The following is a 26,601-nucleotide window of genomic DNA, read 5'->3' on the forward strand; positions in this document are numbered from 1 at the left end:
AGCTGTGATCGGCGTAGACCTCAATGAGGTTGAAGGCCGATCTTGCTGGTGACCGACCGCTCGATCATCTCCATGCCGTCGTAAATCAGCACCGCCATCAGGCCGACGATCAGGCCACCCTGGAGGATGAAGGCGGTGTTATCGTTGATGAGACCGGCGATGATGACTTCGCCTAGCCCCTTGGCGGCGACGGTCGAGCCGATCGTGGCCGTGCCGATATTGATCACGGTTGCGATCTTCAGCCCTTCGATGATGAGCGGCAGGGCTAGCGGCAGCTCGACGCGGAATAGCCGCTGCCAGCCGTTCATGCCCATGCCATCGGCGGCATCGAGAACGGAGGCGGGCACCTGCTGCAGCCCGGCTACCGTGTTCTCGAAGATCGGCAGCAGCGCATAGAGAAACAGCGCGATGAATGTCGGCACCGCACCGAAGCCGGTGGTCGAGATCGCAAGTGCCAGCACGGCAACGGGCGGAAAGGTCTGGCCGGCATTGGCGATCGCCCGCGACAGCGGCAGGAAATCGGCGCCGATCGGCCGCGTGACGAAGATGCCGCCAAGAACGGCCAGGATGCCGCTTGCGGCGATCGAGATCAGGATGAGTTCGAGATGGCTGAGCGCCAAGCTCGGCAGGCTGTTCTGCGTATAGATCGGCGACGCCCCGAATTTGGTTAGCGGTGCCAGAACAGGTATCAGCCATTCCGGATGGAAGAGCATCACCAGCAGCAGCGCCAGAGCCAGGAGGCGGAAGAGATTGGCGGCGAGAAATCTCATGCTTTGCGGCCCAGCTCGATCAGGTGCTGGATCGAGATCGAGCCGACAGGCACCTTGCGCTCGTCCTCCACTGTCGCCTCATCTGCGCCCTGCCAGATCAATTCCGCCAGTGCGTCGCGCAGATTGAGGGTCTGGGGCAGGCGGTGCCCGAGGCCGGGTCGCGGCGGCTGCATGCTGTCCTTCAGCGGCAGCAGCGACATCAGCTTCAAGGCACGGTCGGAGGTGCCGGTCAGTTGCTGCACGAAGGGATCGGCCGGCTCTGTCAGGATCTTCTCGGGCTCGGAGCATTGTAGCAGCTTGCCTTCGCTCATGACGGCGATCTGGTCGCCGAGATGAAAGGCCTCGTCCATATCGTGGGTGACAAGGACGATGGTCGTGCCGAACTGCTTCTGGATGGCGAGCAGGTCGTTCTGCGCCTTGCCGCGGATCACCGGATCGAGTGCACCGAAGGGCTCGTCCATCAGCAGCAATTCCGGTTCCGCCGCAAGCGCGCGTGCGACGCCGACGCGCTGCTGCTGGCCACCGGAAAGCTGGCTTGGATATTTGCCTGCGAAGGTGCCGGGGTCGAGATGGAAGAGATTGAGGAGCTCTTCGACGCGGCTGTCGATGCGCGTCTTTTCCCAGCCGAGCAGTTCGGGGACGGTGGCGATATTCTGCGCGACGGTGCGATGTGGAAAAAGCCCGTGCCCCTGGATGGCATAGCCGATACGGCGGCGAAGCTCGGTCGCCGGCACATTCATGATGTCCTCGCCGGCAACGGAGATGTGACCTGCCGATATCGGCACCAGCCGGTTGATCATCCGCATCAGGGTCGATTTGCCGGAGCCGGAGGTGCCGACGATGACGGTAATCGTGCCCTTTTCCATGCTCATGCTGACACTATCGACCACGGTGGCGTTGCCATACCGCTTGGTGACGCCCTTGAGCTCGATCATGTTGGTCATGCACGTTGTCCCCGGATGCTGTCGATGACCGCATCGAGGATGACGGCCGATGAGAAGGCGAGAAAGACCGTCGGCACGGCGCCGAGCAGCACGAGGTCATTGGCCGTCTGGCCTATGCCCTGGAAGATGAAGAGGCCGAAGCCGCCACCGCCGATCAGTGCTGCCACGGTAACAAGGCCGATAGCCTGCACCAGCACGATGCGGATGCCCGTGAGGATGACAGGGAAGGCGAGCGGCAGGTCGATGCCAGTCAGGATCTGCCGGCGCGTCAGCCCCATGCCGGCGGCGGAATCGCGCACGGAAGGGTCGACGCCGGCAAGGCCGACGACGGTATTGGCGACGATCGGCAGCAGGGAATAGATGACGAGCGCTACCAGCGCCGGCGCCACGCCAATGCCTTTGACGCCGATCTCGGCGGCGAAAGGCACGTTGGCGGCGATATAGCCGAGCGGCAGCATGAGAATGCCGAACAGCGCCAGGCTCGGAATGGTCTGCACCAGGCTCAGCGCCCGCAGCACCACGGCGCGGATGCCAGGTTGCCAATAGCAGAAGATGCCGAGCGGCAGCGCCAGCACGATGGCGATGGCGACCGAGCCCAGAGACAGGAACACATGGTTGAGCGCCTCATGCCAGAATTTGTCGGCATTGTTGGCGTATTCCTTCATGATCGAGAGATTGTTGAGCAGGCCGGAGCGCAGGACGACGGCAAGCAGCGCCGCATAAACAGCCAGCGCCCCGACCCGTAGCCAGGGCGTCAGCCGCAGCTTGACCAGCGCATCCGAAATCATCAATCCCACCACCGCGAGCAGCACCCAGAAGCAGCCGCCGGGCGTAATACGCGCCACGGTGCTGCCCGCGGGCGTTGCGGCCGTCGAGACCAGTCCTAGGGTCACGATCAACATGGCGATCGCGAGTGTTGCCATCCCGAGGCGAATGACCTGGTTGCGCAGGAAAAGCGCGGAAAGCGCCGCCGCTGCGAGAAGGGCAATCAGCACCAGTGCTGCCGGCTGCGCGATAAGCTGCGTCAGCAGTTGCGGCTTGCCGGCGGCGATGCGGTTTGCCTTTACGATGATGAACGGCATCCAGGCCGTTGCCAGCGCGCCGCCGGCCACCAATACCACTCCGAGACGGTCCACTCTGCGGACCGCTAACGCATCTTCCATCAGGCAAGCTCCGTCAGCGCATGAGCCCAGAATTCAAGGCGGGTTCGGACAAGATCATGCCCAATTGAAACTCCGCGGTTCCACCTTATCAAAATGGAGCCGCCGGAACGGATGATTTTAGGTCTGCTGGACCTAAAATCTGAATCCGCTCCGGAACCAGAGGAGCAGAGCATGATGTCGTCCGAAAACCGTTGACACTTTTCGGCATCATGCTCGAGAGCAGCATCAATGCCTTATTTCAGGAAGCCATTGTCCTTGAGGTAGGATTCGGCAACGACCTTGGCTGGCTCGCCATCGACCTGAATGCGGCCGTTCAGCTTGCGCAGTACGTCAGCGGTCAGACCCTTGAAGATCGGAGCCAGAACCTCTTCGATCTTCGGATTGGCTTTCAGCACAGCCTCGCGGATGATCGGCGTCGGCGCATAGACCGGCTGCACGCTCTTGTCGTCTTCGAGCACGGTCAGTTCAGCGGCTTCGATCGCGCCGTCGGTGCCATAGACCATCGCCGTGTTGACGCCGTTGGTCTGGTCGGCCGCAGCCTTGATCGTCGCCGCAGTATCGCCGCCCGAAAGCACGACTTCCTGATCTGGCTTCAGCTTGAAGCTGTAGGTGGTCTCGAAGGCCGGCAATGCTGCCGGCGAGTTGACGAATTCGGAAGAGGCCGCAATTTTCACCGAGCCGCCGCCAGCAACCCACTTGCCGAAATCGGACATGGTCTTCAGCTTGGCCGGGCCGGCGACATCGTTTCGCACGGCGATCGCCCAGGTATTGTTGGCTGGCGAGGGCGTCAGCCAGACGATCTTGTTGGCGTCATAATCCAGTTTCTTGGCCAGATCGTAGCCCTGCTGCAGGTTCTTCCAGGCCGCATCGTCGGCCTTGTTGAAGAAGAAGCCCGCATTGCCGGTATATTCGGCATAGATGTCGATTTCGCCCGCGGTAATCGCCTTGCGCACGACCGGCGTCGTGCCGAGAGCGATGCGATCCTGCGCCTTGATGCCGTTGGCATTGAGCGCCGCGAGGATGATGTTGCCGAGAAGAGTGCCTTCGGTGTCGATCTTCGAGGAGACGACGACGTCGGCGGCGCTGGCGCCACTGGCAAGGAGAGCCGTCAGCGTGGCGGCAAGTGCAAGCTTCTTGAACATGATGTTTCCCTTTGTACCCCGTTAAATCGTTCTTCTGCTTGCCCGCGCCGCCTTGAAGGGCCGCAGTCCGGACAGGCAGGTTTCGAGCGGGCGGTCAGCCCACAGGCGAATTCGTGGCTGCTTCAGGCAGGTAGCGCTCATCGCGGAAAAGTCGATGTGCTTCGGATACCCGTTGCAGTCGCGCGATTATGACGAGCGTACTCGACATTCGCGCGAAATTGGATTTCTTTTTTCGGGGGCAAGTGCGTTTGTTTTTGTTCCCCTTACCCGTTTGGCGCTGTTCCGATCTCATTTTTGCGGCTGGATCGGTAAGGCGGCAAGGGAACGATAGCTGCCGCTTTTCGGCTTAGGGATATCTTTTTTCAAGAACACGGCATATCGTCGGGATATCGTTGATCTTCTTGCGGCCGAGCCAGGATGTGTGCTGCGGATAAGGGGATGGGATTTGTATCTCGGTGCTTTGTTCGTAGCCGATATGGTGTTCTCCATTGGCTCGGTGAGGGAAACTGCGCGGCGGCTGTCCTTTTCGGCGTCGACCGTCTCTGGTGCGCTGCGCCGGCTCGAGACCGAGCTTGCCATGAAGCTTGTGGAGCGCGCCTCTGGCGAGCTTGCGACTCTTCTGGCGAGTTCGAAGGTTCAGAAGGGGCTGCAGCCGATTCTCGCGGGCATGCGCCAACTCTCCACCTTAATGAAGGAGCCGCCAGCTCCCCCGGACTATGACCAATGGGCCGCACGCCTGCCGTTGAAGATCGCCACCATCGAACGCTTTCTCGAGGTCGCCGATCAGGGCAGCATCAATCGCGCTGCCCGTCGCCTGCGCCTTGGTCAGCCGCAGCTTTCCCTGCAGATCGCCAATCTGGAGGAATTGTTCGGCTGCCGCCTGTTTGCGCGGCAGGCGCAGGGTTCCGTGCTGACGGAAGCCGGCCAGGAAATTCATGCCATCCTCTCCGCTATTGCGCAGGCCTGGGACGAGATGAAGGCGGCGGCTGACGAACGCTTTCAGCGCACCGCCCGTGCCGTGCGCATCGGCTCGATCATTCCCACAGGCTCGGAAAGCTGGGTTGCCCGATCCCTGGCAAGCTTGGTGTCGCGCTGGAACATCGGCGGCAACCGCAACATGCTGTCGCTATTGCTGATGACCGCCGATGATCTGCGCGAGGCGCTTCGCTCCGGTCGCATCGATGTCGCTATCGTCGATTCCGTGTTTGGCCTCGACGCTTTCGAACATATGGAGCTTGTCGCGACGGACATGGTGGCGATCGCGCCGCCCGATAGCACCGAGCAGACATTCGCGGCGCTGCTGGAAAACCATCCGCTCTGCGTGCCGAGCCCGCGCACCGGCATCGGCAACGCCGCGACGGCCTTCGGCTACGACAGCCGCGACCGCCGCCGGTTTCGCGGTCGCGACATCACCTCGGCCGACTCGCTGCCCGTCATCGTCGATCTGGTTGCTAATCACGGCTACGTCTCGTTTCTCGGCCGTGTCAGCGCGTTGCCGATTGCCGACAAGGTCCGCATCGTCGATCCCGATGAGATCTTACCGCTATCCTATCATCTCGCCCATAATGGCCGTAAAGCCTCGGTCGAAGCCTGCCGGCTGATCCAACAGGCGGTTCGCGAATTGGTTGGAGATATGGGGACGATACGAAAGCGCACGTTATCTCGCGGGTAGCGGAACAAATGCATCATCTTCGCGTTAAGCTGCGTTAGGTTAGTCCGGGCGTACACAGCCGGGGGGGCTCGTTCGGCACCCAAGGAGAGACCATAGATGAAAATTCTTGCAACGGCGCTCGTCGCATTAGGCATTATTGTTCTACCCGCTACCTATGCCGAGGCGCGTGATCATCACCACCACCGCTAGCATCAACATCACCATCGCGACTATCGTCCGCATCATCATGGCTGGCATCGCCATGAAGGATGGCGGCATGGACATCGCCATCATCCCTGGCACGGCAAGCCGCATTTCTCGCATGCCTGATGGCTGTAGGCAGGTATGAAAACGGCGCCCTGGGGCGCCGTTTTTGCGACTGTCCCCATCCATTGCACCCTCCTCATTTCCTCTTGACGATACGGGTTGAAACCCATCGGCCCGACAAGCGCGCGATCGTGCTTGGACGAACCTATCGCGATGTCACGATCCCCCTGGTTTCCAAGGGATAGCGGAACTTTCGGAGGCGCTATTGCGTTTATTATATCGTCCGGAGGACGCCAGTAATCCGCGTAGCGTTTACGTCCGGCATTCAAGGAGGCTGGAAATGAAAATTCTGGCAACAGCGCTGATTGCGCTAGGCATGGTCGTGTTACCGGCAACCTATACCGAGGCGCGTCCCCATCACCATGGGCATCACCATCGGGTGTTCGTCCATCGGCATTATCATAACCACTACTATTACCGCCATCACTACTATCGCCCATATTACGGCTATTACGCGCCGTATTATGGCTATGACCGACCCTACTACGGCTATTATCAGCCCTATTATCCCTTAGGGGTATTCGGTGTTTTCGGCGGCTATGGCGGCTATCGCCATCATCACGGTTGGTATGGCGGGCGCGGATACCATCACGGCTGGTATGCCGGCGGCCATCGCGGATGGCACGGCGGCGGTGGCCACTGGCGCTATTACAGCCAGCCGCACTTCTCGCACAACTGACGGCCTGTCCGATGGCAGAACGGCGCCTTTCGGCGCCGTCTGAGGATGAGTTTGCGAGCTGTCCGGCAGCGTTGGTTCATGCCGGATTGAGCACGTGAACGGCGCGATCGGCCATCAGATGCTTCACCTTCTCGCCATAGGCGGCCATATGCGCGGCGGCGGCATGCGCCTTCAGCGCCGCCAGGCTTTCCCATTTCTCGACCACGACGAAGGTGTCAGGCCCAAAGGCCGGATCGGCCCCTTCGACATCCACGACAGCGGTATATTCGATGCAGCCGTCTTCGGCGTGGACGGCCGGAACATTGGCCTGGAAGGCTTCGAGCACTTCGGCGCGTTTGCCGGGCTTCGCGGTGAGGATGGCGAGTACGTGAATCATGGAGATATCCTTGGGAAGATGGCTATACGGATGAAGACGGACGCGAATGCGCGGCCGGCCCATCATTATCATGGAAAGACGCAAGCCGAACGCCGGGCTTCCGTTTTAATCGCGCATCGAGTTCCCGGCGCTCCGCCGAGTTTACATCCGGGTGATATATTTCGGATCGAGCGACCCGCTCAACAGATGGCCGAAGGCGATGAGGTTGCCCTGCAGACGGCCGCGCCGGTCGATATAGGGCGGCGGATTGACGGAGCCGGCGAGATTCGAGGCAATATTGCCGCCCATCAGTTTCAGCGCCCATTTCATGGAAACGGAGCGCTTCTTGACGAGATAGAGCGGATTGGCGACCTGGGAGTATCCTAGGCGCAGGCCCGATGTGCGCCCAGCCTTAACCCCGAGATGGACGCCGCGCAGGCGATTGAACTTGACGATCTTGCCGAAAGGACGCAGTCGCCGGCACAGATCCACATCTTCCTGCCAGGCGTAGAGCGGCAGATCCTCGTCGAAATAGATACCATTTGCGAGCATCACTTTTCGGCGGAAGATCATATTGCAGCCATAAGCATTATGCGTGGCCTCGATCACCGGCGTCGGAAAGGGAGTGGCATCGGCTGTGAGTGCGGCATCGGCCTCGTCCGCCGTCAGGCCTGGCCCAAGGATACCGTCACGGACGACTTCACCGGTTGCCACGACAATGTCTTCATCTGTCTCGAACAGGGCTTCCGTCTCGGCCAGATAGTTTGGCGCCGCGAAGAAATCATCATCGAAGAAGGCGACCACATCTATGCCGACAGCCGCATCGATGATCGCATTGCGCTGCGGGCAGCTTCCCTGCGGCGAGGAGAGGACCGTTACGGGGAAGGGCGCAGAGCTCAGGCGCGCCATGTCGATATCGTCATCCTTGGTTGGACAGAGGAAGAGGTGATCCGGCTTGCGCTTCTGCTTGTAAAGCCGATCGATCATTGCGGCCAAAATCGCTTTGCGGCCGCATGTCGCGACGCCAACGGCAATTTTCATGGTGCATCCCCCCGGATTGTTATCTCAAGGCGCACGAAACCATAAAAAACTGAATCATTGGTTGTGGCGACAGGGTGCCGGCCGTCCCGATATGTTACAACGACGCTATATCATGACAGCAGAGGAACACCGGCTTCTGCGGCAGCGGCAATGAAGGCGATACGCGCTTCCTCGGGTGCCCGTCGGCCGCATTGGACGTCCATGCAGATCAGCAATGCTGACAGAAAGGAGTCGCCTTCCTCCAAGGGCCAGTCATCGAGAAGTATCTTCCAGACTTCCTCAGCCGTACCGACGGATTTCGTTTCACCGGATCCGCAGCGAAAGATGCGGATGGGAGGGAAGTGTGGCACGATGTTCATGGTCGAAAACTCCGCCTTGGCGCAGCCGTTTTGGACCTTTTGCCATTGGAGATGCATTTAACTTTGTTAATCAGCTGGCACCGTTTTAGGCGTCCCGCGATCAATCTAGCCCTAAGCAGGAAAAAGCAGGCGTGGGCACAAGTTCGTGCTCATTCCAAACAGTCGGCGGCCTCATGCCGCGAGCGATCGCGATCCGCGTCTGGGCACACGGTTCCATATCACTGACAAACAGGAGAAATGGATGGTGCCGCTTACGTGACTCGAACACGTGACCCCATCATTACGAATGATGTGCTCTACCGACTGAGCTAAAGCGGCATTCTGCGGAGCATTCGGTTCGGCCCCGTGATTTGCATGGCGCTGATACAGTCTATGCGGTCAGATTTCAAGCGCTCAAATTGCCATTTGGCAAAAAAGCGAGATGCTTGTGAAGAAAAGCCCCGCTTTTCAGCGGCGGTCAAAGCGCCAACCTGGCGCGTGCCTGTCTGTATTCTTTCTCAAGCCGATCGACGAGAGCGGATACGGGCTGGATGGATTTGACGGCGCCGATGCCCTGGCCGGAACCCCAAATGTCCTTCCAGGCCTTGACGCCGGTCGTCGCGGCCTCGAAATCCATCTTGGAGGGATCGGCCTCGGGCAAATTGTCCGGATCGAGGCCGGCGGCGCGGATCGAGGGCTTCAGATAATTGCCGTGAACGCCGGTGAAATAGTTGGAATAGACGATATCGGCAGCGGTGCCCTCGACGATCGCCTGCTTGTAGGCGTCGGCCGCGCGTGCTTCCTCCGTCGCGATGAACGGCGAGCCGATATAGGCAAGATCAGCTCCAGCAGCCTGCGCCGCCAGGATCGCGCCGCCCGTGGCGATGGCACCGGCCAGCAGCAATGGCCCGTCGAACCATTCGCGGATTTCCTGCACCAGCGCGAAGGGAGAAAGCTGGCCGGCATGGCCGCCGGCGCCGGCAGCAACCGCAATCAGCCCGTCCGCACCCTTGCGGATCGCCGAATTGGCATGCCGGTTGTTGATGATGTCGTGCAGCACGATGCCGCCATAGGAGTGTACCGCGGCGTTCACCTCGGGCACGGCGCCGAGTGAGGATATGACGATCGGCACCTTGTATTTCACGCAGAGCATCAGATCGTGCTCGAGACGCTTGTTTGACGTATGGACGATCTGATTGACCGCAAATGGAGCTGCAGGACGATCCGGATTTGCGGCATTGTAGGCGGCAAGATCCTCCGTGATCATCGCAAGCCATTCGTCGAGCTGGCTTTCCGGGCGCGCGTTCAGCGCCGGAAACGAGCCGATGACACCGGCCTTGCATTGCGCCAGCGTCAAGGCGGGATGGGAGATGATGAAGAGAGGTGAAGCCACAACCGGCAGGCGCAGGTGCTCTGTCAAGATGGAGGGGAGGGCCATGAACATCATCCCTTTGACGTTTACGAAAACGTCAAAGGGATAGCAGATGTCTGTCGAGAGGGGAAGATGGTGGAGGAGGCGGGAAAGCCAGGGCCTAATGGGCAATAGTCCTTGATCGCCCCCCGTCCCATACCTCCGCTTACTGTCACCCCATTTGCGTCGTCTTTGCCGTTTATCCCCGCCCGAGTGCCCTTAACCCAAGGCGAAGGCTTGCGTATTGCAGAACGGGGCGTTACCGAATCTCGTTAACGATTGATGAAAATATGGCTGCCTTGCCAGCGGGCTATGCGAGTATGGTGCGAGTGAGCGTAAAGGATCGGATGTGAGCGGATTAGAAACGGCTATCAGAAGCGCGTTGGATCGGTCTGATCGCGCCAATCCGGAAATCCGGGCTCGCATCTATCAGTCGGCACGCCAGGCGCTGGAAGCCGGCCTTCGCAAGCAGGACATTACCGATGTCAATGTCGTAGCCGCTCAGCGCCAGCGGCTGGAGGCGACGATCCGCGAGATCGAGACTGAGGAGCGCGCCCGTCCCACGCAGGCTATACCGGTTTCCCCGGAGCTGGATGCTCCGCATGTTTCTCCATCCGCACCGCGCTCTGAAGCAAAGCCCGAAACAAGGCAGGCAGCCGCACGGCCGCAGGAGCCCATCATGAGCGTGCGCGGGGAAACGCGCGATCCGCCGATGTCGGCTGGCCCTGCCGTTCCGGTCGAGCCAATGCCGGCCGAGCGGGCAGGGCGCGAAAGTGATTTCGGCGATATGCGCGCCGGTCCCGCCGATCATCTCGGTGTGGACAATGATGTGCATCCGGCAGCCGGTATGCCACCTGCGGCGCGATCGATGAACTTCAAGCCGGAGCGCGCGGCCGTGCGCCGCAAGCCGCGCAAGTTTTTCTCGCGCCTGCTCGTCTTCTGCATTCTGCTCGCCTTCCTTGGCGTCGGTGCCTGGTGGATCAAGACTTCGGGTGTGCTCATGTCGGCCGCCCAGCGGGATACGAGCGTGCCCAATCCGCCGGCGCATGTCGATTCTCAGGATTTCAGCGGCAACAGCAACGATGACGATATGTCGGATCAGGATGACAATAGCGGTCCGGTCAATCCGGGGCTCGCCACCATCGATCCGCAGAACAGCTTTTCTGCGGAATGGCTGGAGATATTGAAGCCCACCGACGCGCCGAAGGTGACGACAGGCCCGCAGTCGAAGGCCGAGAACGTATCGGAGAACGAAGGGCCGGCCGTGAGGCTGACCTCGCTCAGCAGCGGCCCGGAAGGCAGCGGCTCGGTCGAGGTTCCGGTCAATGTGCTTCAGCAGATGGCGGGCAAAGCATCGACGGTCGCGCTAACATTGCAGTCTACCTCGGATGCACCGACACAGATCACTGTGGAATGTGATTTTGGTTCTCTCGGTCGTTGCGGCAGGCACCGTTTCACCGTCAGCCGGCAAAAGACGGACTCGCTGTTCCAGGTCAAGTTCGATCGCGCCATGGCGCCGACCAGTTCAGGGCGCCTGATCATCAATAGCGATGTCGATGGCAAGGCCCGCGGCGTCAATATCTACGCCATCCGCGTCCTCCCGGGGCAATAGGGCGTTTCCAAGTTTCCCTGAATCGCAAAAACGCTCTATGCTATTATCTCCCACCGCATTCTGGGCGGAAAACCGTTGCGCGCTTTTCTCGGAACTGCTTTAGCGACGCCCCGAACTCGTCAGGTGAGAATATCCGATCCCATGCCGAGAATCTTGTCGTCGATCTTGCCGATGGCTTCCTTGTCCTTGCCCTCATAATCGAGCGTCAGCAGGATGTGACGGATAAGGTTCAGGCGCGCGCGGCGCTTGTCGTTGGCGCGGATGACAGTCCAGGGTGCGTGGTCCGTATGCGTGTCCTTCAGCATGCGGTCGCGCTTTTCGCTATAATCCTTCCATTTCGGCAGCGCGGCAATATCCATAGAGGAGAGCTTCCAGACGGCGCGGGGATCGTGGCGTCGGTCGTGGAAACGCTTCAGCTGCATCTCCCGGCCGATATCGAGATAGAATTTGAAGAAATAGATGCCGTCCTGGACAATGAGCTTTTCCATCTGCGGCGCCTGCTTCAGAAACTGCTCATATTGTTTCGGCGTGCAGAAGCCCATGACCGGCTCGACGCCGGCGCGGTTATACCAGGAGCGGTCGAACAGCACGAATTCGCCCGCCGTCGGAAACTGGGCGACATAGCGCTGGAAATACCATTGGCCGGCCTCGCGGTCAGTCGGCTTCGTCAGTGCCACGACCCGCGCAAGGCGAGGGTTCATATGGGCCGACGTCGCGGCGATCGAGCCTCCCTTGCCCGCGGCATCGCGGCCTTCGAACAGCGCCATCACCCGCTTGCCGGTCGCCTGCAACCAGAACTGCACCTTGATGAGCTCGATCTGCAGCGCTTTCAGCTCATTGAGATATTCGTCTTCCTTCAGCTTCTTCTTGTAGGGATAGCCGCCAGAGGTCAGCGCCTCGTCTTCGATCCAGCTCGGGAGCACGGGGTCATCGACGTCGAATATGCGCTTGATGCCATGGATATCCAGCTCCACCGCCCGGCTTTCTGTCTTCTCCCCCATATGTCGGCTCCTCGGCTGTTTACATGGCATTAACCCTGCCGCCGGCAGCGGCAAAAAAGCTTGGCCAGAAAACTGGGACATTTATTCAATGGTTTCAAGCCCTTTGCCACCACCCTCTTTTGCCGGCTACATTTATTTTTGCCAGTTACTGGCTTCTGTGGATAGAGCCGAATACTTCTGTCATGAATCGCAGATAAGACGCGGAATCCAGCGTTCCATGATGGCAGGCGAAGGACGGCGCAGTTGGAAGACGAATGGTCATTTGTCAGGAAGTTGGCAGTCCGGCTGCGGCAGGAGAGTGCCGTGCTGGTTCTGGCGACGCTGATTGCCGCACTTGCCCTTTTCGAGGGTATCAACAACGGCGCCGTATTCTGGATCTGGGCGATAGTCATGATCGTCACGCTGCTTCGTCCGCCGCTCATCGAGCGGGTGGAGGTGCCGTCACAGGCCGAACCTGCGCCCGTCGACCCGCAAAGCCTGTTGCGCACCGCCTTTGCGGGACTGGCGGCACTCGACATGCCGATGCTGATCATCGACCGCGAGGCGTCGGTTCTGGTGCAGAACATGGCCGTCGAAAAAGCCTTCGGCGCCTTTCCGATCGGCGCACATATTTCCTCGAAGCTGCGTTCGCCGGGTCTGCTCGACATGGTGCGCGAGACCATAGCGACCAACATGCCGAACCAGATCGAGCATTCCGAGCGCCTGCCTTCGGAGCGGGTCTATGTCGTACGCATCGCACCGATTGATTTGCCTGAGATCGACAGGCAGGAAGATGCGCTCTTCCTGCTCTCTTTCCGCGACATATCGGAGCTGCGCCACATCGATCGCATGCGCTCCGATTTCGTCGCCAATGCCAGCCATGAATTGCGCACGCCTCTGGCATCGCTGCGCGGCTTCATCGAGACGATCCAGGGACCCGCCAAAGCCGATCCAAAAGCGCAGCAGCGCTTCCTCGGCATCATGCTCGATCAGACGACGCGCATGAGCAGGCTGGTGGACGATCTTCTGTCGCTGTCGCGCCTGGAGCTGAAGTCGCATATAGCGCCGGATCAGAAGGTAGATCTCGTGCCCCTGCTCGGCCATGTGCGTGACTCCCTATTGCCGCTGGCCGGTGATCTCGATGTGACCATCAATCTGCATTTGCCAGCGGGCAAGGTGGAGGTGTTGGGAGATCGAGACGAGCTGGTGCAGGTCTTTGAGAACCTGATCGAGAATGCCTGCAAATACGGCCAGGAAGGCAAGTCGGTCGAGGTTTCGCTGCTGAATGGTGCCGGCAACGCCGTTGAGGTTGTGGTCGCGGACAAGGGGCCGGGGATACCCGCGGAACATGTGCCGCGCCTGACCGAACGTTTCTATCGCGTTAACGTTGAGGACAGCCGGTCCAAGAAGGGGACTGGTCTCGGGCTTGCCATCGTCAAGCACATTCTGACCCGCCACCGCGCCCGACTGATCGTAAAGTCGGAAGTCGGAAAAGGAACCGACTTTACGGTCCGCTTCTGAAAACCTCCACCTATCCGTAGTTGGGTGGCGATTTATCCAAATCATATCAGGTATATAACCTGTCATAATTGTTTCACTCGCCTGACATAAAAGGGCGGTGTTTTCGCCAGTAAGAATGGACAGCTGAAAAAGTGGATGTGGCGTCCGCCTCAGCGCTCTTCAAAGCTCATCAGGGGGATTCGTTGTGAATGCTTTGAAAATATCCATTCTTGCGCTGGTTGCATCGGTTGCCCTTGCCGGCACTGCAGCCGCCCGCGATCAAATTCAGATCGCCGGCTCGTCGACAGTATTCCCATATGCCAAGATCGTAGCCGAAACCTTCGGTGAGACCTTTACCAATTTCAAGACCCCGGTGGTCGAATCCGGCGGTTCCGGAGCCGGCCTGAAGGAATTCTGCAAGGGTGTCGGAACGGATACGATCGACATCGCCAATTCGTCGCGTCCGATTAAGGACAGCGAAGTTGCAGCCTGCAAGGCCGCCGGTGTCGCCGATATCCAACAGATCAAGATCGGCTATGACGGCATTGTCTTTGCCTTCGACAAGAGCAATCCCGACATCAAGTTCGAACCGGTCGATCTCTACAAGGCGCTTGCTGCCGAAGTCGTCGTCGATGGCAAGCTCGTAGCCAACCCTTACAAGAAGTGGTCCGAGATCAATCCATCGCTGCCGGATTTTGAAATCGCCGCCTATATTCCGGGCGAGAAGCATGGCACCCGCGAAGTTTTCGAAGAGAAGGTGCTTGCGGCCGGCTGCAAGGCTTCCGGTGCAGCGGATGTGATCAAGGCTGCAGTCTCCGATGCCGCTCTGCAGGCCAAGAAGTGCATTGCCGTGCGCAAGGATGGCGCCGCTGTTGATATCGATGGCGACTATCCCGAGACTTTGGCCCGCATCAATGCCAACAAGCATGGCATCGGCGTGTTCGGCTTGTATTTCTTTCAGAACAATGCCGACAAGCTGAAGGTCGCCACCGTTAGCGGCATCGTGCCCTCGGGCCAGACGATCGCCGATGGCACCTATCCGGTATCGCGGCCGTTGTTCTTCTACGTCAAGAAGGCCCATCTGGGTGTTATCCCGGGGCTCAAGGAATATGTCGATTTCTTCACGAGCGATCAGATGATCGGACCGGACGGCCCGCTGGCGGAATATGGTCTCGTGCCGGCACCGGATGCTGAGCGCGACCAGATCCGCAAGGATTTCGCGGGTGGGAAGATCATGTGACTGCTGAAGGGTCGAGCACCGGCGCGGCTTTCCGCTACGCCGGCGTTCGCCGGGGAATGGGAATGAGTGTATCGCTGCTGCTACTCTGCCTGTCGGTCTTCGGCGCCTCTGCTTTCGTGCTGGGGCGTGTGAGGGCGGCTGCGCTGTCGGGCGGCAAGCCCTCGTCAATGCATTCCCGCCTCGGCTATCACGGTGCATATGCCGCCATATGGGCGGTACTCCCGCCCTTGGCGCTCGTTTGCGTCTGGCTGATCGCTAGCCCCATCGTTATCGATCGCCTGGTGACCAAATCCTTTCCCGAGGAGGTTCAGTCTCTGCCGCCGGCTGAGCTCAACCTTAGCTACGGCATGGTGCGCAGCATCGCTCGCGGCATGCGCATGCTCGATAGCCAGGAGCTTGCCGATGTCGACGGCGACAGGGCCGATCTTCAGTTGCTGCTGGCGCAGAAAGGCGTTCCGCTCGCCGTTCGCCCAACGGGCTACATGATCGACGCCGCCAACAAATATAATGGCATGCGCGAAGTGAGCCGCACGGTTATGTCGGCAGCGGCGATCGTCCTATCGCTGCTTTGCGCAGCCCATGGTATTCGCGCCATTGCACCGCGTTTCCGCGCCCGCAACCGCGTCGAGCGAGTCATCCTCGGAGCCCTGATCGTCGCTTCTTCGATTGCGGTGCTGACGACGGTCGGCATTGTCGTTTCCATGCTTTCGGAGGCGGCGCGTTTCTTCAGCATGGTGCCAGCCAGCGAATTCTTCTTCGGTACCGTCTGGGACCCGCGCTTCACCGGCGCCGGCGCACAGACCTCGGGCACCTTCGGCCTGATCCCGCTGCTGGCGGGCACGATCTATATCGGGCTCGTCGCCATGCTCTTTGCCGTGCCTATCGGCCTGTTCGCGGCGATCTACATGGCCGAATATGCCTCGGCTCGCGTTCGCTCCATCGCCAAGCCGATGCTGGAGGTCCTGGCCGGCATTCCAACGATCGTCTACGGTTTCTTCGCCCTTGTCACAGTCGGCCCCTTCCTGCGCGATATCTCCGCCGAGATCGACGGTCTGATGACCGGCAACTACAGAAGCTTCATCGAGGCACAGAGCGTCTTGACGGCCGGCTTTGTCATGGGCGTGATGCTCATTCCTTACGTTTCCTCGCTGTCGGACGACATCATCATGGCCGTGCCGCGTTCGCTGCGCGACGGCTCGCTCGGGCTTGGCGCCACGCGGTCCGAAACGGTCAAGCGCGTTCTGCTGCCAGCCGCCCTTCCGGGCATTGTCGGTGCACTGCTGATGACCGCGTCGCGGGCGATCGGTGAAACCATGATCGTGGTGCTGGCCGCCGGCGTTGCCGCACGCATGCAGCTCGATCCCTTCGAGCCGATGACGACAGTCACCGTGAAGATCGTCAACCAGCTGACGGGCGATCTGGAGTTCACCTCGCCGCAGACGCTTGTCGCCTTCGCTCTCGGTATCACGCTGTTCTGCCTGACGCTGTGCCTCAACGTCTATGCGCTCTACATCGTCCGTCGATACAGGGAGCAATACGAATGAGCGACGTCGTATCCTCCTCTCAGCTCAACATGCCGCGTGGCCTGACACCGGGTGCGTCGGTGCGCCGTGATATCGGCATCAGGCGACGCTACGCGGCCGAGCGCCGCTTCCGCGCGTATGGGATCACAGCCGTCATCTTCGGGCTTATCTTTCTTGCCGTCCTGATCTTCACAGTGGTCCGCACGGGCTATACCGCTTTCGTCCAGACTTCGATCACCTTGCCGATCGAATTCTCCGAGAAGGTGATCGACCCGACGGATAAGCGGGCCACCGATCCGAAGGTTCTGATATCAGCCAACTATCCGGTTCTTGTGCGCGACGCGCTGGTGAAGGTGCTCGGCATCGATCCGGCCAATCGCGTGCTTGTGCGCGAAGCGACGGCGATGGTGTCGGACGGTGCCAGGATCGCGCTGCGCGACAGGGTCGTTGCCAATCCCTCGATCATCGGGACGACACAGAAGGTCACCTTCTTGGCCAGCGCCAATATCGATTCCGCCAACAAGGGCCAGATCGATCTGACTGTCGACGAGAAGGACCGCAAGGTATCCGACCGCCAGGTCGCCTGGATGAAGCAACTCAGCGAAAGCGGTGCGCTTTACAAGGCCTTCAACAGCGGTCTCTTCCTGTCAGGCAATTCCAGCCGCCCGGAAGCCGCCGGTCTCGGTGTCGCGCTGATCGGCTCGTTCTACCTGATGCTGACCGTTCTCGTGCTTGCCTTGCCAGTCGGCGTTGCCGCCTCGATCTATCTGGAAGAGTTCGCACCCAAGAACCGGCTGACGGATCTGATCGAGGTCAACATCAACAATCTCGCCGCCGTCCCCTCGATCGTCTACGGCCTGCTGGGTCTCTCGGTCTTCATCAACATGATGGGGCTGCCGCGCTCGGCCTCGCTGGTCGGCGGTCTGGTGCTGAGCCTGATGACGCTGCCGATGATTATCATCGCCACGCGCTCGGCGCTACGTGCGGTGCCGCCGTCGATCCGCAGCGCGGCGCTCGGGCTTGGCGCCTCGCGCATGCAGATGGTCTTCCATCACGTTCTGCCGCTAGCTATGCCCGGCATTCTGACCGGCACGATCCTCGGGCTTGCGCATGCGCTCGGCGAGACCGCGCCGCTTCTTCTGATCGGCATGGTCGCCTTCGTCGCCAATTACCCGACATCGCCGCTCGATCCTTCGACGGCGCTGCCGGTGCAGATCTACATGTGGGCGAGCGAAGCCGAGCGTGCCTTTGTCGAAAGGACGTCCGGCGCCATCATCGTCCTTCTCTTCTTCCTCGTCGCGATGAACATCGGCGCCATCTTGCTGCGCCGCCGCTTCGAGCGGCGCTGGTAAGGGAGGGCGCACGAAATGAACATGATGACGGAAGCCGCAAGCGAAAGAGCCTTGGCCAAGAAGATGATCACGATCCCCTACAAGATGATCGGCCAGGACGTTTCGGTGTTCTACGGCGACAAGCGAGCGCTTTTCGATGTCAATCTGAAGATCCGCGCCAATACGGTCACGGCTCTGATCGGCCCTTCCGGCTGTGGCAAGTCCACCTTCCTGCGCTGCCTTAACCGCATGAACGATACGATTGAGACCTGCCGCGTCACCGGCAAGATCACGCTCGACGATCAGGATGTCTACGACGACAGCATCGATGTGGTTGAGTTGCGCGCCCGCGTCGGCATGGTGTTCCAGAAGCCCAATCCGTTTCCGAAGTCCATCTTTGAGAACGTCGCCTACGGTCCGCGTATCCATGGCCTGCATCGTTCCAAGGCCGATCTTGAGCATATCGTCGAAACCAGCCTTCAGAAGGCGGGTCTATGGGGCGAGGTGAAGGATCGGCTCCACGATGCCGGCACGAGCCTGTCTGGCGGCCAGCAGCAGCGCCTTTGCATCGCGCGCGCCGTCGCGGTCAGCCCGGAGGTCATCTTGATGGACGAGCCGTGTTCGGCGCTCGATCCGATCGCGACCGCGAAGGTCGAGGATCTCATCCACGAGCTGCGGGAGAATTTCACCATCGTCATCGTGACGCATTCCATGCAGCAGGCAGCACGCGTCTCGCAGCGTACCGCAATGTTCCATCTCGGCCACCTGGTCGAGGAGAACGACACCGATAAGATGTTCACCAATCCCGACGATTTCCGCACTCAGGATTACATCATGGGCCGTTTTGGTTGATGATGGCAGGCGCGCGGCTCCTTTCACATAGTTCACCTTGAGGATAGAAAAATGGTCTCCACTCACATTCTCTCTGCCTACGACGAAGACCTGAAGTTCCTGACCCGCCGCATTGCCGAAATGGGCGGCCTGGCCGAGCAGATGGTTAGCGACAGCGTACGCGCTCTCGTCAACAGCGATGCTGCTCTCGCGCAGAAGGTCATCTCCGACGATGTCGTTCTCGACCATGCCGAGCGTGAAGTCGGCGACAAGGCGATCGTTACCATTGCACGCCGCCAGCCGATGGCAGCGGACCTGCGCGAAATCATGGGCTCGATCCGCATCGCCTCCGATCTGGAGCGCGTTGGCGATCTCGGAAAGAACACCGCAAAGCGCGTCATCGCCGTGCAGGGAACTGGTGTTCCCCGCCGTCTCGCCCGCGGCATCGAGCATCTCTCCGAACTGGCGCTGAGCCAGCTCAAGGAAGTTCTCGATGTCTACGCGACCCGCTCGCCTGACAAGGCCGTGTCGATCCGCGAGCGCGACGAAGAGATCGACGCCATGTACACCTCGCTCTTCCGCGAGATGCTGACCTACATGATGGAAGATCCGCGCAACATCACCACCTGCACGCATCTTCTCTTCTGTGCCAAGAACATTGAGCGCATCGGCGATCATGCCACCAACATCGCCGAGACGATCTATTACATGGCGACAGGCGCGCAGCCGGAAGGCGAGCGCCCGAAGGACGATACCGCCAATACCGTCGGCGCAGTGACGGAATAATCTGGAAGCGAAGAAAGGAGACCATAGGCGCATGGTTCCGAGAGTTGCTGTTGTAGAAGACGAGGAAGCGCTTAGCGTTCTGCTGCGCTACAATCTCGAGGCCGAAGGCTTCGAGGTCGACACGATCCTCAGAGGCGATGAGGCCGAGCTGCGTCTCCAGGAGCGCATCCCCGATCTCCTGATCCTCGACTGGATGCTCCCTGGCGTGTCCGGTATCGAGCTCTGCCGCCGGCTGCGCATGCGGCCGGAGACGGAGCGCCTGCCGATCATCATGCTGACGGCCCGCGGCGAGGAAAGCGAGCGTGTGCGCGGACTTTCGACCGGCGCGGACGATTACGTCGTCAAGCCGTTCTCGACGCCGGAGCTGATGGCTCGCGTCAAGGCGATGCTGCGGCGTGCCCGCCCGGAGGTTCTCTCCACGGTGCTGCGTTGCGGCGATATCGAGTTAGACCGCGAAACCCATCGCGTCCACCGCAAGAGCCGCGAAGTGCGCCTGGGGCCGACGGAATTCCGCCTGCTGGAGTTTCTGATGTCCTCGCCGGGCCGTGTCTTCTCGCGTTCGCAGCTGCTCGACGGCGTTTGGGGTCATGATATCTATGTCGACGAACGCACTGTCGACGTCCATGTCGGTCGCCTGCGCAAGGCGCTCAATTTCTCCAACATGCAGGATGTCATCCGCACTGTTCGCGGGGCGGGCTATTCCATGGAAGCTTGAGCGGGTTGCCGCTCGGGTATCACCATTACAGCGCCACGCGTCTTTCAAGACGCGTTAAGGTCGCTGTAACATCTTAAAATGCTGCAAAATTTTCCCTTAAATCGATTCCGATTTAAGGAATTATGCAGGAGCGGCGGAAACAGAAAAACGGGCCTCGAGGGGCCCGTTTTTCTTTGTCTTGCTGCCACTTTCAGCCGTTGTTGCGCCGGCGCTCATGCACCGGCTGGTAGGCCATGCGCTGATGATAGGTGCAGTAGGGCGAAGAATCCGGGCTGTCGTTGCCGCAGAAGTGGAAGTCGTCCTTCAGCGGGTCGCCGACCGGCCACTTGCAGGTGCGTTCCGTCAGTTCCGTCAGGCCGAGGCGACGGGAGATCGGAACGACGACATTCGATGCCGGGCGATACTGGATTTCATTGACGGAATCGATCTCGATCTCTTCCTTCAGCATCGTTGCGCCCTGCTGGCGGGCGACCACCGTGCGGGTAGCGACGCGCGATCCGTAGGTTGCGGTGCGGGGTGCTGCTGCGCCGCGCTTTGGCGTGCGCGCCACAGTTGTGGTGCCGCCCGCCTTCGCTCGGCCGGGGAGGTTCAGGCGATGTACCTTGCCGATAACGGCATTACGGCTTACGCCACCGAGCTGCGCAGCGATCTGGCTGGCGCTCAAACCTTCGGACCATAGCTTTTTCAGCTTCTCGACGCGTTCGTCTGTCCAATTCATGCCCTGTCTCCGCTGTCGCGTTTCCGATGGCAGAATCCCTCACCATTGCCTCGCATGGGATCGAGGCGCGAAACGCTCTAAAATTGTGGTGACTAGTTCCGCCGCATGCAGTCTAGCAATTGGTTTTTAACCTAGTGTGAGGCTGACTCCGTGACAAGAGTCGCGGGAATCTTGAGGAATCGATTTCGAGGTTTTCCCCAACTTGCTGTCCGGGCGTGGCATTTCTGCCATAGGCGCCGCCCAACCCATCTCTTTTGCCGGCAAGCGCTTTCTCGCAACTGCTAAAACGCCAGTTTTGTTGACATCGCGGTGCAAAACATCAATAGTGCCCAGGCCGCCGCGAGGCGGCATTTTTGATTTTTTCGGACCCGTTTCATCAAAGGGAAGCGATCGGTCCTTAAAGTTGTGATCCAGGAGATATGGCCATGGCCGAGACCACGCCGCTTTATGACACCTATCTGCGCGCTCCTCTGCGGTTCGAGCGAGGCGAAGGCGTCTGGCTGGTCACTGAAAATGGCGAGCGCTACCTTGATTTCGCCGCCGGCGTGGCGGTCAACTCGCTCGGTCATGCCCATCCTCATCTTGTCGCCGAGCTGAAGGCACAGGCCGACAAGGTCTGGCACCTGTCCAACCTTTATGAGGTGCCCGGCCAGGAGAAGCTGTCGAAGCGGCTGACGGAAGTGACCTTTGCCGACAAGGTGTTCTTCACCAATTCGGGCGCCGAGGCGCTGGAATGCGCCATCAAGACGGCGCGGCGCTATCAATTCGCCAAGGGACATCCCGAGAAGTTCCACATCATCACCTTCGAGGGCGCCTTCCACGGCCGCACAATCGCGACGATCGCCGCCGGCGGTCAGGAAAAGTATATCGAAGGTTTCGGCCCGAAAGCGCCGGGCTTCGATCAGGTACCGTTCGGCGATCTCGATGCCGTGCGTGCTGCCATCACAGATGCGACGGCCGGAATCCTGATCGAGCCGGTCCAGGGCGAGGGCGGCATCCGTCCGGCCACCAACGAATTCCTGCGCGGGCTGCGTGAGATCTGCGATGAACACGGCCTGCTGCTGATCCTCGACGAAGTACAGTGTGGCGTCGGCCGTACTGGCAAGCTTTTCGCCTATGAATGGGCCGGCATCAAGCCTGATATCATGGCTGTCGCCAAGGGCATCGGTGGCGGTTTCCCGCTCGGCGCCTGCCTTGCGACGGCGGAGGCCGCCTCGGGCATGAAGGCGGGGACGCATGGCTCGACCTATGGCGGCAATCCGCTCGCCATGGCGGTCGGAAATGCGGTTCTCGATATCGTGCTTGCCGAAGGTTTCCTGCAGCATGTGCGCGATGTCGCGCTGGTCTTCCGCCAGGGGCTCGCCTCGCTCAAGGATCGCTTTCCTGACATCATCGAGGACGTTCGTGGCGAAGGCCTGATGCTCGGCATCAAGGCGGCCATTCCGCAGGCGGAGTTGCTGCAGGCGATCCGTGCCGAGCATCTGCTCGGCGTGCCGGCGGGCGACAACGTCATCCGTCTGCTGCCGCCGCTGGTCGTTACCGCCGAAGAAGCACGCGAAGGTCTTGCTCGCCTGGAGCGTGCCGCCGAGCGTGCGCGCGCTGCCCGCGTCAAAAAATCGGCTTGAGCTTACCGCCCGCATTTGGGGCGTTCGTGCCCCACGCGGGCGTTATTGTTTTTTCTGGAGCACAGGTAAGGACATGGCTTCTCCGAAACACTTTCTCGATCTCTCTGCCGTTCCGGCTGCCGATCTGCGCAATATCATCGATGACGCGATGGTGCGAAAGAGCGCGCAGAAGGCTGGCACTGCCGACAAGCCGCTGGCCGGCAAGATGCTGGCGATGATCTTCGAGAAGCCGTCCACCCGAACTCGTGTTTCCTTCGACGTCGGCATGCGCCAGCTCGGCGGCGAAACGCTGTTCCTCTCGGGTACCGAGATGCAGCTTGGTCGCGCCGAAACGATTGGCGATACCGCTAAGGTGCTGTCGCGCTATGTCGACGCGATCATGATCCGCACGACGGATCATTCGCGCCTGCTGGAGTTGGCGGAACATGCGACGGTTCCGGTCATCAATGCGCTGACCGACGATACGCATCCCTGCCAGATCATGGCCGACATCATGACCTTTGAAGAGCATCGCGGCCCGATCAAGGGCAAGACGCTTGCCTGGACGGGCGACGGCAACAACGTGCTGCATTCGCTGATCGAAGGCGCGGCACGCTTCGGCTATCGCATGAATATGGCGGTACCCCTTGGTTCCGAGCCGAAGGATCACTATCTGAACTGGGCCCGCAACGAGGGCGCCGAAATCATGCTCTCGCATGATGCAGACCGTGCGGTCGCCGGCGCCGATTGCGTGGTAACCGATACCTGGGTTTCCATGAATCAGGAGCACCGGGCACGCGGTCACAACGTCTTTCAGCCCTATCAGGTCAACAAGGCTTTGATGGCACAGGCCGGCAAAGACGCTTTGTTCATGCATTGCCTGCCCGCCCATCGCGGAGAGGAAGTGACGGACGAGGTGATCGACGGTCCGCAATCCGTTGTCTTCGATGAGGCGGAAAACCGCCTTCATGCGCAAAAGTCGATTCTTGCTTGGTGCCTGGGCGCGATCTGAAGATATCAAACCGCGTCTGAAGGGCGCGGGCCCTAGAGCCGGATGGTCCCAGGTCGAAGCGACCTAGGACCTGAATCCGGTCTAGAATCAAAGAATAGAGCATGACGGCGCCCGAAAACCGCTCTCACTTTTCGGCGTCATGCTGCAGGAGTAAAGCAATGGCAGAAAATGCCGCCTCGCTGGGTCAGTTCGATTTCGCCGGTGACGATCATGTCGTTCCCTTCCAGGTGGAAGGTCTGGATGTGCGCGGCCGTGCCGTGCAGCTTGGTCCGCTGCTGGACGCCATTCTCGCCCGGCACGACTATCCGGCGCCGGTCGCACGGCTGCTCGCCGAAGCTATCGTCCTGACCGTCCTGCTTGGCACGTCGCTGAAGTTCGAAGGCAAGTTCACCGTGCAGACCAAGGGCGACGGTCCCGTCGACCTTCTGGTCGCCGATTTCTCGACCCCGGAAAACGTCCGGGCCTATGCCCGTTTCGATGAAGAAGCGCTGGCAAAGGCAGTTGCCGAAGGCCGGACCGAGCCGGAGCAGCTGCTCGGCAAGGGCGTGCTCGCTTTCACCATCGATCAGGGCCGTTTCACGCAGCCTTATCAGGGCATTGTCGCACTTGACGGCGCGTCGCTCGAGGAGATTGCAGGCACCTATTTCCGTCAGTCTGAACAGATCCCGACGCGCGTGCGTCTGGGCGCTGCAGAACTTTTCGATCGTGATGAAAACGGCAAGCCGCGTCACCGCTGGCGGGCTGGTGGCCTGATCGCCCAGTTCTTGCCGGAAGCGCCTGAGCGCATGCGCCAGCCGGACCTGCATGGTGGCGATGGCGATACAGGCGTGCGTGATCATGTCGAGGATGACGCCTGGTCGGAAGCCCGCAGCCTGGTGGAAACCATCGACGCCGACGAATTGACGGATCCGCAAGTCGGCACCGAGCGGCTTCTCTATCGCCTCTTCCACGAGCGCGGCGTACGCGTCTATGAACCGAAGGCCGTCTATGACCGCTGTTCGTGCTCGCGCGACAAGCTGAAGGGCGTCTTGAAGGGCTTCACGGCCGAGGAGATCGAGGCCAGTCAGGAGAATGGCGAAATTGCCGTGACCTGCGAGTTCTGCTCGACGACCTATCGTTTCGAAGTGTCCGAGATAGAAGCGGCCTGAGTCAGCTTTAATTCAGCGTGCGCAGCAGGTTTGGCGTATCGAGAGAGAAGGCGGGGATCTTGACATGGAATTGCTCCCCGTCGTCCGTCTCCATCTGGTAATGGCCGAACATCATGCCTGACGGTGTATCCAGCGGGCAGCCCGAGGAATATTCATAGGTATCGCCGGGCTTCAGGTGCGGCTGCTCGCCGACCACGCCGGGTCCCGTCACCTCATCCACGATGCCGTTCATGTCGGTAATGTGCCAGTAGCGCGTCACCAGCTTCACGGCTTTCTTCGAATGGTTGGAGATGACGATGCGGTATCCCCAGACATAGCGATCGTCCTCCGGATCGGATTGCTCCTCCAGATAAAACGGTTCTACAACCACCTCGATGTCGCGTGTTAGGGCGCGATACATGCCTGACACCTTGCCATTGTCCCGAAACGCCGGACGCTCCTTCAAGCCGCATGGCTGTTTCAGCATTTTCAAGTTTGCGGCATATTATCCGCTTTCCACCACTCCCGCAAAGTGCAGGATATTTAGCGGTATCCTATAACCGATGCTTTCCGTCAAGGAACGGCGTGATGAAATCCTGCGTGAACGGCCAGGGCGGCTTTGATTCCAGCTATTACGGTTCATGTTAAAGGTTAACGAAATCGTCTCCAAGTATCGTAAGCCGCCGTCATTTGGCCTCATCTAATGGAGTAGACTTAGATCTATCTTCCGCATTCAGGAAACGCTTGCTGCGATTGCTTCTGGACTTTCATGACTGGTCGTCACACGTGATCGCCCGGCCTCAAAACCTCCGCGCCATATAACCCCTGTTCTTTTTATAAGTTCCCTCGGCAGGATTTGGATGAGATTCCCCTGCAGCAGGATTTCAGCTATCATCTGATTCTGGCATGGCCCGTGCCTCCGCCCTCCATTCGGGAAAGTATACTTCATGCGGGGCCGTCGATATCCAAACCGACTGTTTGAGCGCCTGGCATAAGGAGGGGTTGCGGTTATTGCTCGCAATAGGAGGTTTATATGAGGCTTTCTGCCCCTGTTTATCATTTGAAGCGTAAGGCTAGGCTCCTCTCTCGCCAGCAGAAAATCCCCTTGCACGCCGCGCTGGATCGCGTCGCGGCTCATGAAGGCTTTGCGGGCTGGAGCTTGCTCGCAAGCAAAGCGAGCTCAGCCGTGCCCATCGGTGAGCTGTATTCGCGTCTGAGCCCGGGCGATCTGGTGCTGATCGGCGCGCGGCGCGGTCACGGCAAGACCCTGATGAGCTTGCGGCTTGCCGTCGAGGCCATGAAGGCTGGCAATTGCAGCGTCTTCTTCACGCTGGAGGACACGGAAAAGGTCGTCGTCGACCGTTTTCCTGTCATTGGTGCCGATCATGCGGAATTTGCCGGTCTGTTCGAATTCGACAACTCGGATGCCATCAGCGCCGATCATATCGTCGAGAGGCTCGCTCGGGCGTCGCCTGGCACACTGGCCGTGGTCGATTTTCTGCAGTTGCTGGATCAGAAACGAGAAAATCCGGAATTGATGATCCAGGTTCAGATATTGAAGACCTTTGCGCGCGCCAGAGGGGTGATCGTCGTCTTCATCTCACAGATCGATCGTTGCTACGATCCGGCGCTGAAGCCCGTGCCCGATCTTTCGGACGTCCGTCTGCCAAACCCGCTGGATCTCAAATTGTTCGACAAGATGGTCTTCCTGAACAACGGCCTGGTCGAGTTCAAGGCCGCCAGCTGACGAGCTACCCCATCTCTCGCGAGATTGCCCGGTGAGGGCAGTCGAGCCGCCCGG

General features: G+C 60.0%; 26 protein-coding genes and 1 tRNA gene. 15 read left to right on the plus strand and 12 right to left on the minus strand.

Features of this window, described 5'->3' with window-relative positions; genetic code table 11:
• Window positions 1-20: 20 nt before the first annotated feature.
• From ACYJRZ_RS07635 to osmF, 4 genes are all read right to left on the minus strand, one after another.
• Window positions 21-770 carry an ABC transporter permease gene (locus ACYJRZ_RS07635; RefSeq protein WP_459457653.1) on the minus strand — a complete coding sequence of 250 codons (750 nt, stop codon included), beginning with the start codon at window positions 768-770 and terminating at the stop codon, window positions 21-23.
• Complete coding sequence (locus ACYJRZ_RS07640) at window positions 767-1,714, minus strand: ABC transporter ATP-binding protein (protein ID WP_459457655.1); 948 nt, start codon at window positions 1,712-1,714, stop codon at window positions 767-769. Before ACYJRZ_RS07640 ends, ACYJRZ_RS07635 begins: the two co-directional genes overlap by 4 nt.
• Window positions 1,711-2,877 carry an ABC transporter permease gene (locus ACYJRZ_RS07645; protein WP_459457657.1) on the minus strand — a complete coding sequence of 389 codons (1,167 nt, stop codon included), beginning with the start codon at window positions 2,875-2,877 and terminating at the stop codon, window positions 1,711-1,713. Before ACYJRZ_RS07645 ends, ACYJRZ_RS07640 begins: the two co-directional genes overlap by 4 nt.
• Window positions 2,878-3,110: 233 nt before the next feature.
• The gene (osmF, locus tag ACYJRZ_RS07650; RefSeq protein ID WP_459457659.1) at window positions 3,111-4,019 is read right to left on the minus strand and encodes a glycine betaine ABC transporter substrate-binding protein OsmF; all 909 of its coding nucleotides are present in this window, start codon (window positions 4,017-4,019) and stop codon (window positions 3,111-3,113) included.
• Between the two features lie 445 nt (window positions 4,020-4,464).
• Here osmF and ACYJRZ_RS07655 point away from each other — a divergent pair, with 445 nt between their 5' ends.
• The 3 genes from ACYJRZ_RS07655 to ACYJRZ_RS07665 all read left to right on the plus strand — a co-directional run bounded on the left by ACYJRZ_RS07655 (window position 4,465) and on the right by ACYJRZ_RS07665 (window position 6,676).
• The gene (locus tag ACYJRZ_RS07655; RefSeq protein ID WP_459457661.1) at window positions 4,465-5,691 is read left to right on the plus strand and encodes a LysR family transcriptional regulator; all 1,227 of its coding nucleotides are present in this window, start codon (window positions 4,465-4,467) and stop codon (window positions 5,689-5,691) included.
• Between the two features lie 166 nt (window positions 5,692-5,857).
• A complete protein-coding gene (locus tag ACYJRZ_RS07660; protein WP_459457663.1) occupies window positions 5,858-6,019 on the plus strand; it encodes a hypothetical protein in 162 nt (53 codons plus the stop codon).
• Window positions 6,020-6,277: 258 nt separating this feature from the next.
• A complete protein-coding gene (locus ACYJRZ_RS07665; RefSeq protein WP_459457665.1) occupies window positions 6,278-6,676 on the plus strand; it encodes a hypothetical protein in 399 nt (132 codons plus the stop codon).
• 76 nt (window positions 6,677-6,752) lie between these two features.
• On the opposite strand, the gene ACYJRZ_RS07670 is transcribed toward ACYJRZ_RS07665, so the two are convergent.
• From ACYJRZ_RS07670 to ACYJRZ_RS07690, 5 genes are all read right to left on the minus strand, one after another.
• A complete protein-coding gene (locus ACYJRZ_RS07670) occupies window positions 6,753-7,052 on the minus strand; it encodes a putative quinol monooxygenase (protein ID WP_459457667.1) in 300 nt (99 codons plus the stop codon).
• Window positions 7,053-7,193: 141 nt separating this feature from the next.
• The gene (locus tag ACYJRZ_RS07675) at window positions 7,194-8,072 is read right to left on the minus strand and encodes a glycosyltransferase family 2 protein (protein ID WP_459457669.1); all 879 of its coding nucleotides are present in this window, start codon (window positions 8,070-8,072) and stop codon (window positions 7,194-7,196) included.
• A gap of 110 nt (window positions 8,073-8,182) precedes the next feature.
• Window positions 8,183-8,431 carry a DUF982 domain-containing protein gene (locus ACYJRZ_RS07680; protein ID WP_459457671.1) on the minus strand — a complete coding sequence of 83 codons (249 nt, stop codon included), beginning with the start codon at window positions 8,429-8,431 and terminating at the stop codon, window positions 8,183-8,185.
• 242 nt (window positions 8,432-8,673) lie between these two features.
• Window positions 8,674-8,749, minus strand: a tRNA-Thr gene (locus ACYJRZ_RS07685).
• A 139-nt stretch (window positions 8,750-8,888) separates the two neighbouring features.
• Window positions 8,889-9,848: an NAD(P)H-dependent flavin oxidoreductase gene (locus tag ACYJRZ_RS07690; RefSeq protein WP_459457673.1), complete on the minus strand. Its 960-nt coding sequence runs from the start codon at window positions 9,846-9,848 to the stop codon at window positions 8,889-8,891.
• A gap of 322 nt (window positions 9,849-10,170) precedes the next feature.
• Between ACYJRZ_RS07690 and ACYJRZ_RS07695 the strand changes: the two genes are divergently transcribed.
• Window positions 10,171-11,433 carry a hypothetical protein gene (locus ACYJRZ_RS07695; protein ID WP_459457675.1) on the plus strand — a complete coding sequence of 421 codons (1,263 nt, stop codon included), beginning with the start codon at window positions 10,171-10,173 and terminating at the stop codon, window positions 11,431-11,433.
• A gap of 119 nt (window positions 11,434-11,552) precedes the next feature.
• Here ACYJRZ_RS07695 and ppk2 read toward each other — a convergent pair whose 3' ends face one another.
• Window positions 11,553-12,434 (minus strand): polyphosphate kinase 2, encoded by an 882-nt coding sequence (gene ppk2 / locus ACYJRZ_RS07700; RefSeq protein WP_459457677.1) that lies wholly within the window; start codon window positions 12,432-12,434, stop codon window positions 11,553-11,555.
• Window positions 12,435-12,677: 243 nt separating this feature from the next.
• Between ppk2 and phoR the strand changes: the two genes are divergently transcribed.
• The 7 genes from phoR to phoB all read left to right on the plus strand — a co-directional run bounded on the left by phoR (window position 12,678) and on the right by phoB (window position 20,339).
• Entirely contained in the window at window positions 12,678-13,934 is a 1,257-nt protein-coding gene (phoR, locus tag ACYJRZ_RS07705; protein WP_459457679.1) for a phosphate regulon sensor histidine kinase PhoR, read from the plus strand.
• A gap of 184 nt (window positions 13,935-14,118) precedes the next feature.
• Window positions 14,119-15,153: a substrate-binding domain-containing protein gene (locus ACYJRZ_RS07710; protein WP_459457681.1), complete on the plus strand. Its 1,035-nt coding sequence runs from the start codon at window positions 14,119-14,121 to the stop codon at window positions 15,151-15,153.
• Between the two features lie 62 nt (window positions 15,154-15,215).
• A complete protein-coding gene (gene pstC / locus ACYJRZ_RS07715; RefSeq protein ID WP_459458687.1) occupies window positions 15,216-16,697 on the plus strand; it encodes a phosphate ABC transporter permease subunit PstC in 1,482 nt (493 codons plus the stop codon).
• The gene (gene pstA / locus ACYJRZ_RS07720) at window positions 16,694-18,028 is read left to right on the plus strand and encodes a phosphate ABC transporter permease PstA (protein ID WP_459457683.1); all 1,335 of its coding nucleotides are present in this window, start codon (window positions 16,694-16,696) and stop codon (window positions 18,026-18,028) included. The genes pstC and pstA overlap by 4 nt, the downstream gene beginning before the upstream one ends.
• Window positions 18,029-18,043: 15 nt before the next feature.
• Window positions 18,044-18,859: a phosphate ABC transporter ATP-binding protein PstB gene (gene pstB, locus ACYJRZ_RS07725; protein ID WP_459457685.1), complete on the plus strand. Its 816-nt coding sequence runs from the start codon at window positions 18,044-18,046 to the stop codon at window positions 18,857-18,859.
• A 51-nt stretch (window positions 18,860-18,910) separates the two neighbouring features.
• Window positions 18,911-19,624, plus strand: coding sequence for a phosphate signaling complex protein PhoU (gene phoU, locus ACYJRZ_RS07730; protein ID WP_015338719.1), 714 nt, complete (start codon window positions 18,911-18,913; stop codon window positions 19,622-19,624).
• Between the two features lie 31 nt (window positions 19,625-19,655).
• Complete coding sequence (gene phoB, locus ACYJRZ_RS07735; RefSeq protein WP_004128368.1) at window positions 19,656-20,339, plus strand: phosphate regulon transcriptional regulator PhoB; 684 nt, start codon at window positions 19,656-19,658, stop codon at window positions 20,337-20,339.
• A gap of 190 nt (window positions 20,340-20,529) precedes the next feature.
• On the opposite strand, the gene ACYJRZ_RS07740 is transcribed toward phoB, so the two are convergent.
• Entirely contained in the window at window positions 20,530-21,057 is a 528-nt protein-coding gene (locus ACYJRZ_RS07740) for a GcrA family cell cycle regulator (protein WP_459457688.1), read from the minus strand.
• Between the two features lie 425 nt (window positions 21,058-21,482).
• Between ACYJRZ_RS07740 and ACYJRZ_RS07745 the strand changes: the two genes are divergently transcribed.
• The 3 genes from ACYJRZ_RS07745 (at window position 21,483) to ACYJRZ_RS07755 (ending at window position 24,821) form a co-directional block, all read left to right on the plus strand.
• Window positions 21,483-22,682 (plus strand): acetylornithine transaminase, encoded by a 1,200-nt coding sequence (locus tag ACYJRZ_RS07745; RefSeq protein ID WP_459457690.1) that lies wholly within the window; start codon window positions 21,483-21,485, stop codon window positions 22,680-22,682.
• A 73-nt stretch (window positions 22,683-22,755) separates the two neighbouring features.
• Window positions 22,756-23,673, plus strand: a complete 918-nt coding sequence (argF, locus tag ACYJRZ_RS07750) for an ornithine carbamoyltransferase (protein WP_459457692.1) — start codon at window positions 22,756-22,758, stop codon at window positions 23,671-23,673.
• A gap of 158 nt (window positions 23,674-23,831) precedes the next feature.
• Window positions 23,832-24,821, plus strand: coding sequence for an Hsp33 family molecular chaperone (locus ACYJRZ_RS07755; protein ID WP_459457694.1), 990 nt, complete (start codon window positions 23,832-23,834; stop codon window positions 24,819-24,821).
• Between the two features lie 7 nt (window positions 24,822-24,828).
• Here ACYJRZ_RS07755 and apaG read toward each other — a convergent pair whose 3' ends face one another.
• Window positions 24,829-25,221 (minus strand): Co2+/Mg2+ efflux protein ApaG, encoded by a 393-nt coding sequence (gene apaG / locus ACYJRZ_RS07760; protein ID WP_459458689.1) that lies wholly within the window; start codon window positions 25,219-25,221, stop codon window positions 24,829-24,831.
• 612 nt (window positions 25,222-25,833) lie between these two features.
• Between apaG and ACYJRZ_RS07765 the strand changes: the two genes are divergently transcribed.
• Window positions 25,834-26,547 (plus strand): DNA helicase, encoded by a 714-nt coding sequence (locus ACYJRZ_RS07765; RefSeq protein ID WP_459457696.1) that lies wholly within the window; start codon window positions 25,834-25,836, stop codon window positions 26,545-26,547.
• Window positions 26,548-26,601 lie beyond the last annotated feature (54 nt).

Source organism: Rhizobium sp. No.120 (assembly GCF_054558365.1).

Coding starts and splice junctions, on each gene's coding strand:
- ACYJRZ_RS07635 (WP_459457653.1), bottom strand. CDS start 770: ATGAGATTTCTCGCCGCCAATCTCTTCCGCCTCCTGGCTCTGGCGCTG.
- ACYJRZ_RS07640 (WP_459457655.1), bottom strand. CDS start 1,714: ATGACCAACATGATCGAGCTCAAGGGCGTCACCAAGCGGTATGGCAAC.
- ACYJRZ_RS07645 (WP_459457657.1), bottom strand. CDS start 2,877: ATGGAAGATGCGTTAGCGGTCCGCAGAGTGGACCGTCTCGGAGTGGTA.
- osmF (WP_459457659.1), bottom strand. CDS start 4,019: ATGTTCAAGAAGCTTGCACTTGCCGCCACGCTGACGGCTCTCCTTGCC.
- ACYJRZ_RS07665 (WP_459457665.1), top strand. CDS start 6,278: ATGAAAATTCTGGCAACAGCGCTGATTGCGCTAGGCATGGTCGTGTTA.
- ACYJRZ_RS07670 (WP_459457667.1), bottom strand. CDS start 7,052: ATGATTCACGTACTCGCCATCCTCACCGCGAAGCCCGGCAAACGCGCC.
- ACYJRZ_RS07675 (WP_459457669.1), bottom strand. CDS start 8,072: ATGAAAATTGCCGTTGGCGTCGCGACATGCGGCCGCAAAGCGATTTTG.
- ACYJRZ_RS07680 (WP_459457671.1), bottom strand. CDS start 8,431: ATGAACATCGTGCCACACTTCCCTCCCATCCGCATCTTTCGCTGCGGA.
- ACYJRZ_RS07690 (WP_459457673.1), bottom strand. CDS start 9,848: ATGGCCCTCCCCTCCATCTTGACAGAGCACCTGCGCCTGCCGGTTGTG.
- ppk2 (WP_459457677.1), bottom strand. CDS start 12,434: ATGGGGGAGAAGACAGAAAGCCGGGCGGTGGAGCTGGATATCCATGGC.
- pstC (WP_459458687.1), top strand. CDS start 15,216: ATGAGTGTATCGCTGCTGCTACTCTGCCTGTCGGTCTTCGGCGCCTCT.
- pstA (WP_459457683.1), top strand. CDS start 16,694: ATGAGCGACGTCGTATCCTCCTCTCAGCTCAACATGCCGCGTGGCCTG.
- pstB (WP_459457685.1), top strand. CDS start 18,044: ATGAACATGATGACGGAAGCCGCAAGCGAAAGAGCCTTGGCCAAGAAG.
- phoU (WP_015338719.1), top strand. CDS start 18,911: ATGGTCTCCACTCACATTCTCTCTGCCTACGACGAAGACCTGAAGTTC.
- phoB (WP_004128368.1), top strand. CDS start 19,656: ATGGTTCCGAGAGTTGCTGTTGTAGAAGACGAGGAAGCGCTTAGCGTT.
- ACYJRZ_RS07740 (WP_459457688.1), bottom strand. CDS start 21,057: ATGAATTGGACAGACGAACGCGTCGAGAAGCTGAAAAAGCTATGGTCC.
- ACYJRZ_RS07745 (WP_459457690.1), top strand. CDS start 21,483: ATGGCCGAGACCACGCCGCTTTATGACACCTATCTGCGCGCTCCTCTG.
- argF (WP_459457692.1), top strand. CDS start 22,756: ATGGCTTCTCCGAAACACTTTCTCGATCTCTCTGCCGTTCCGGCTGCC.
- ACYJRZ_RS07755 (WP_459457694.1), top strand. CDS start 23,832: ATGGCAGAAAATGCCGCCTCGCTGGGTCAGTTCGATTTCGCCGGTGAC.
- apaG (WP_459458689.1), bottom strand. CDS start 25,221: ATGTATCGCGCCCTAACACGCGACATCGAGGTGGTTGTAGAACCGTTT.
- ACYJRZ_RS07765 (WP_459457696.1), top strand. CDS start 25,834: ATGAGGCTTTCTGCCCCTGTTTATCATTTGAAGCGTAAGGCTAGGCTC.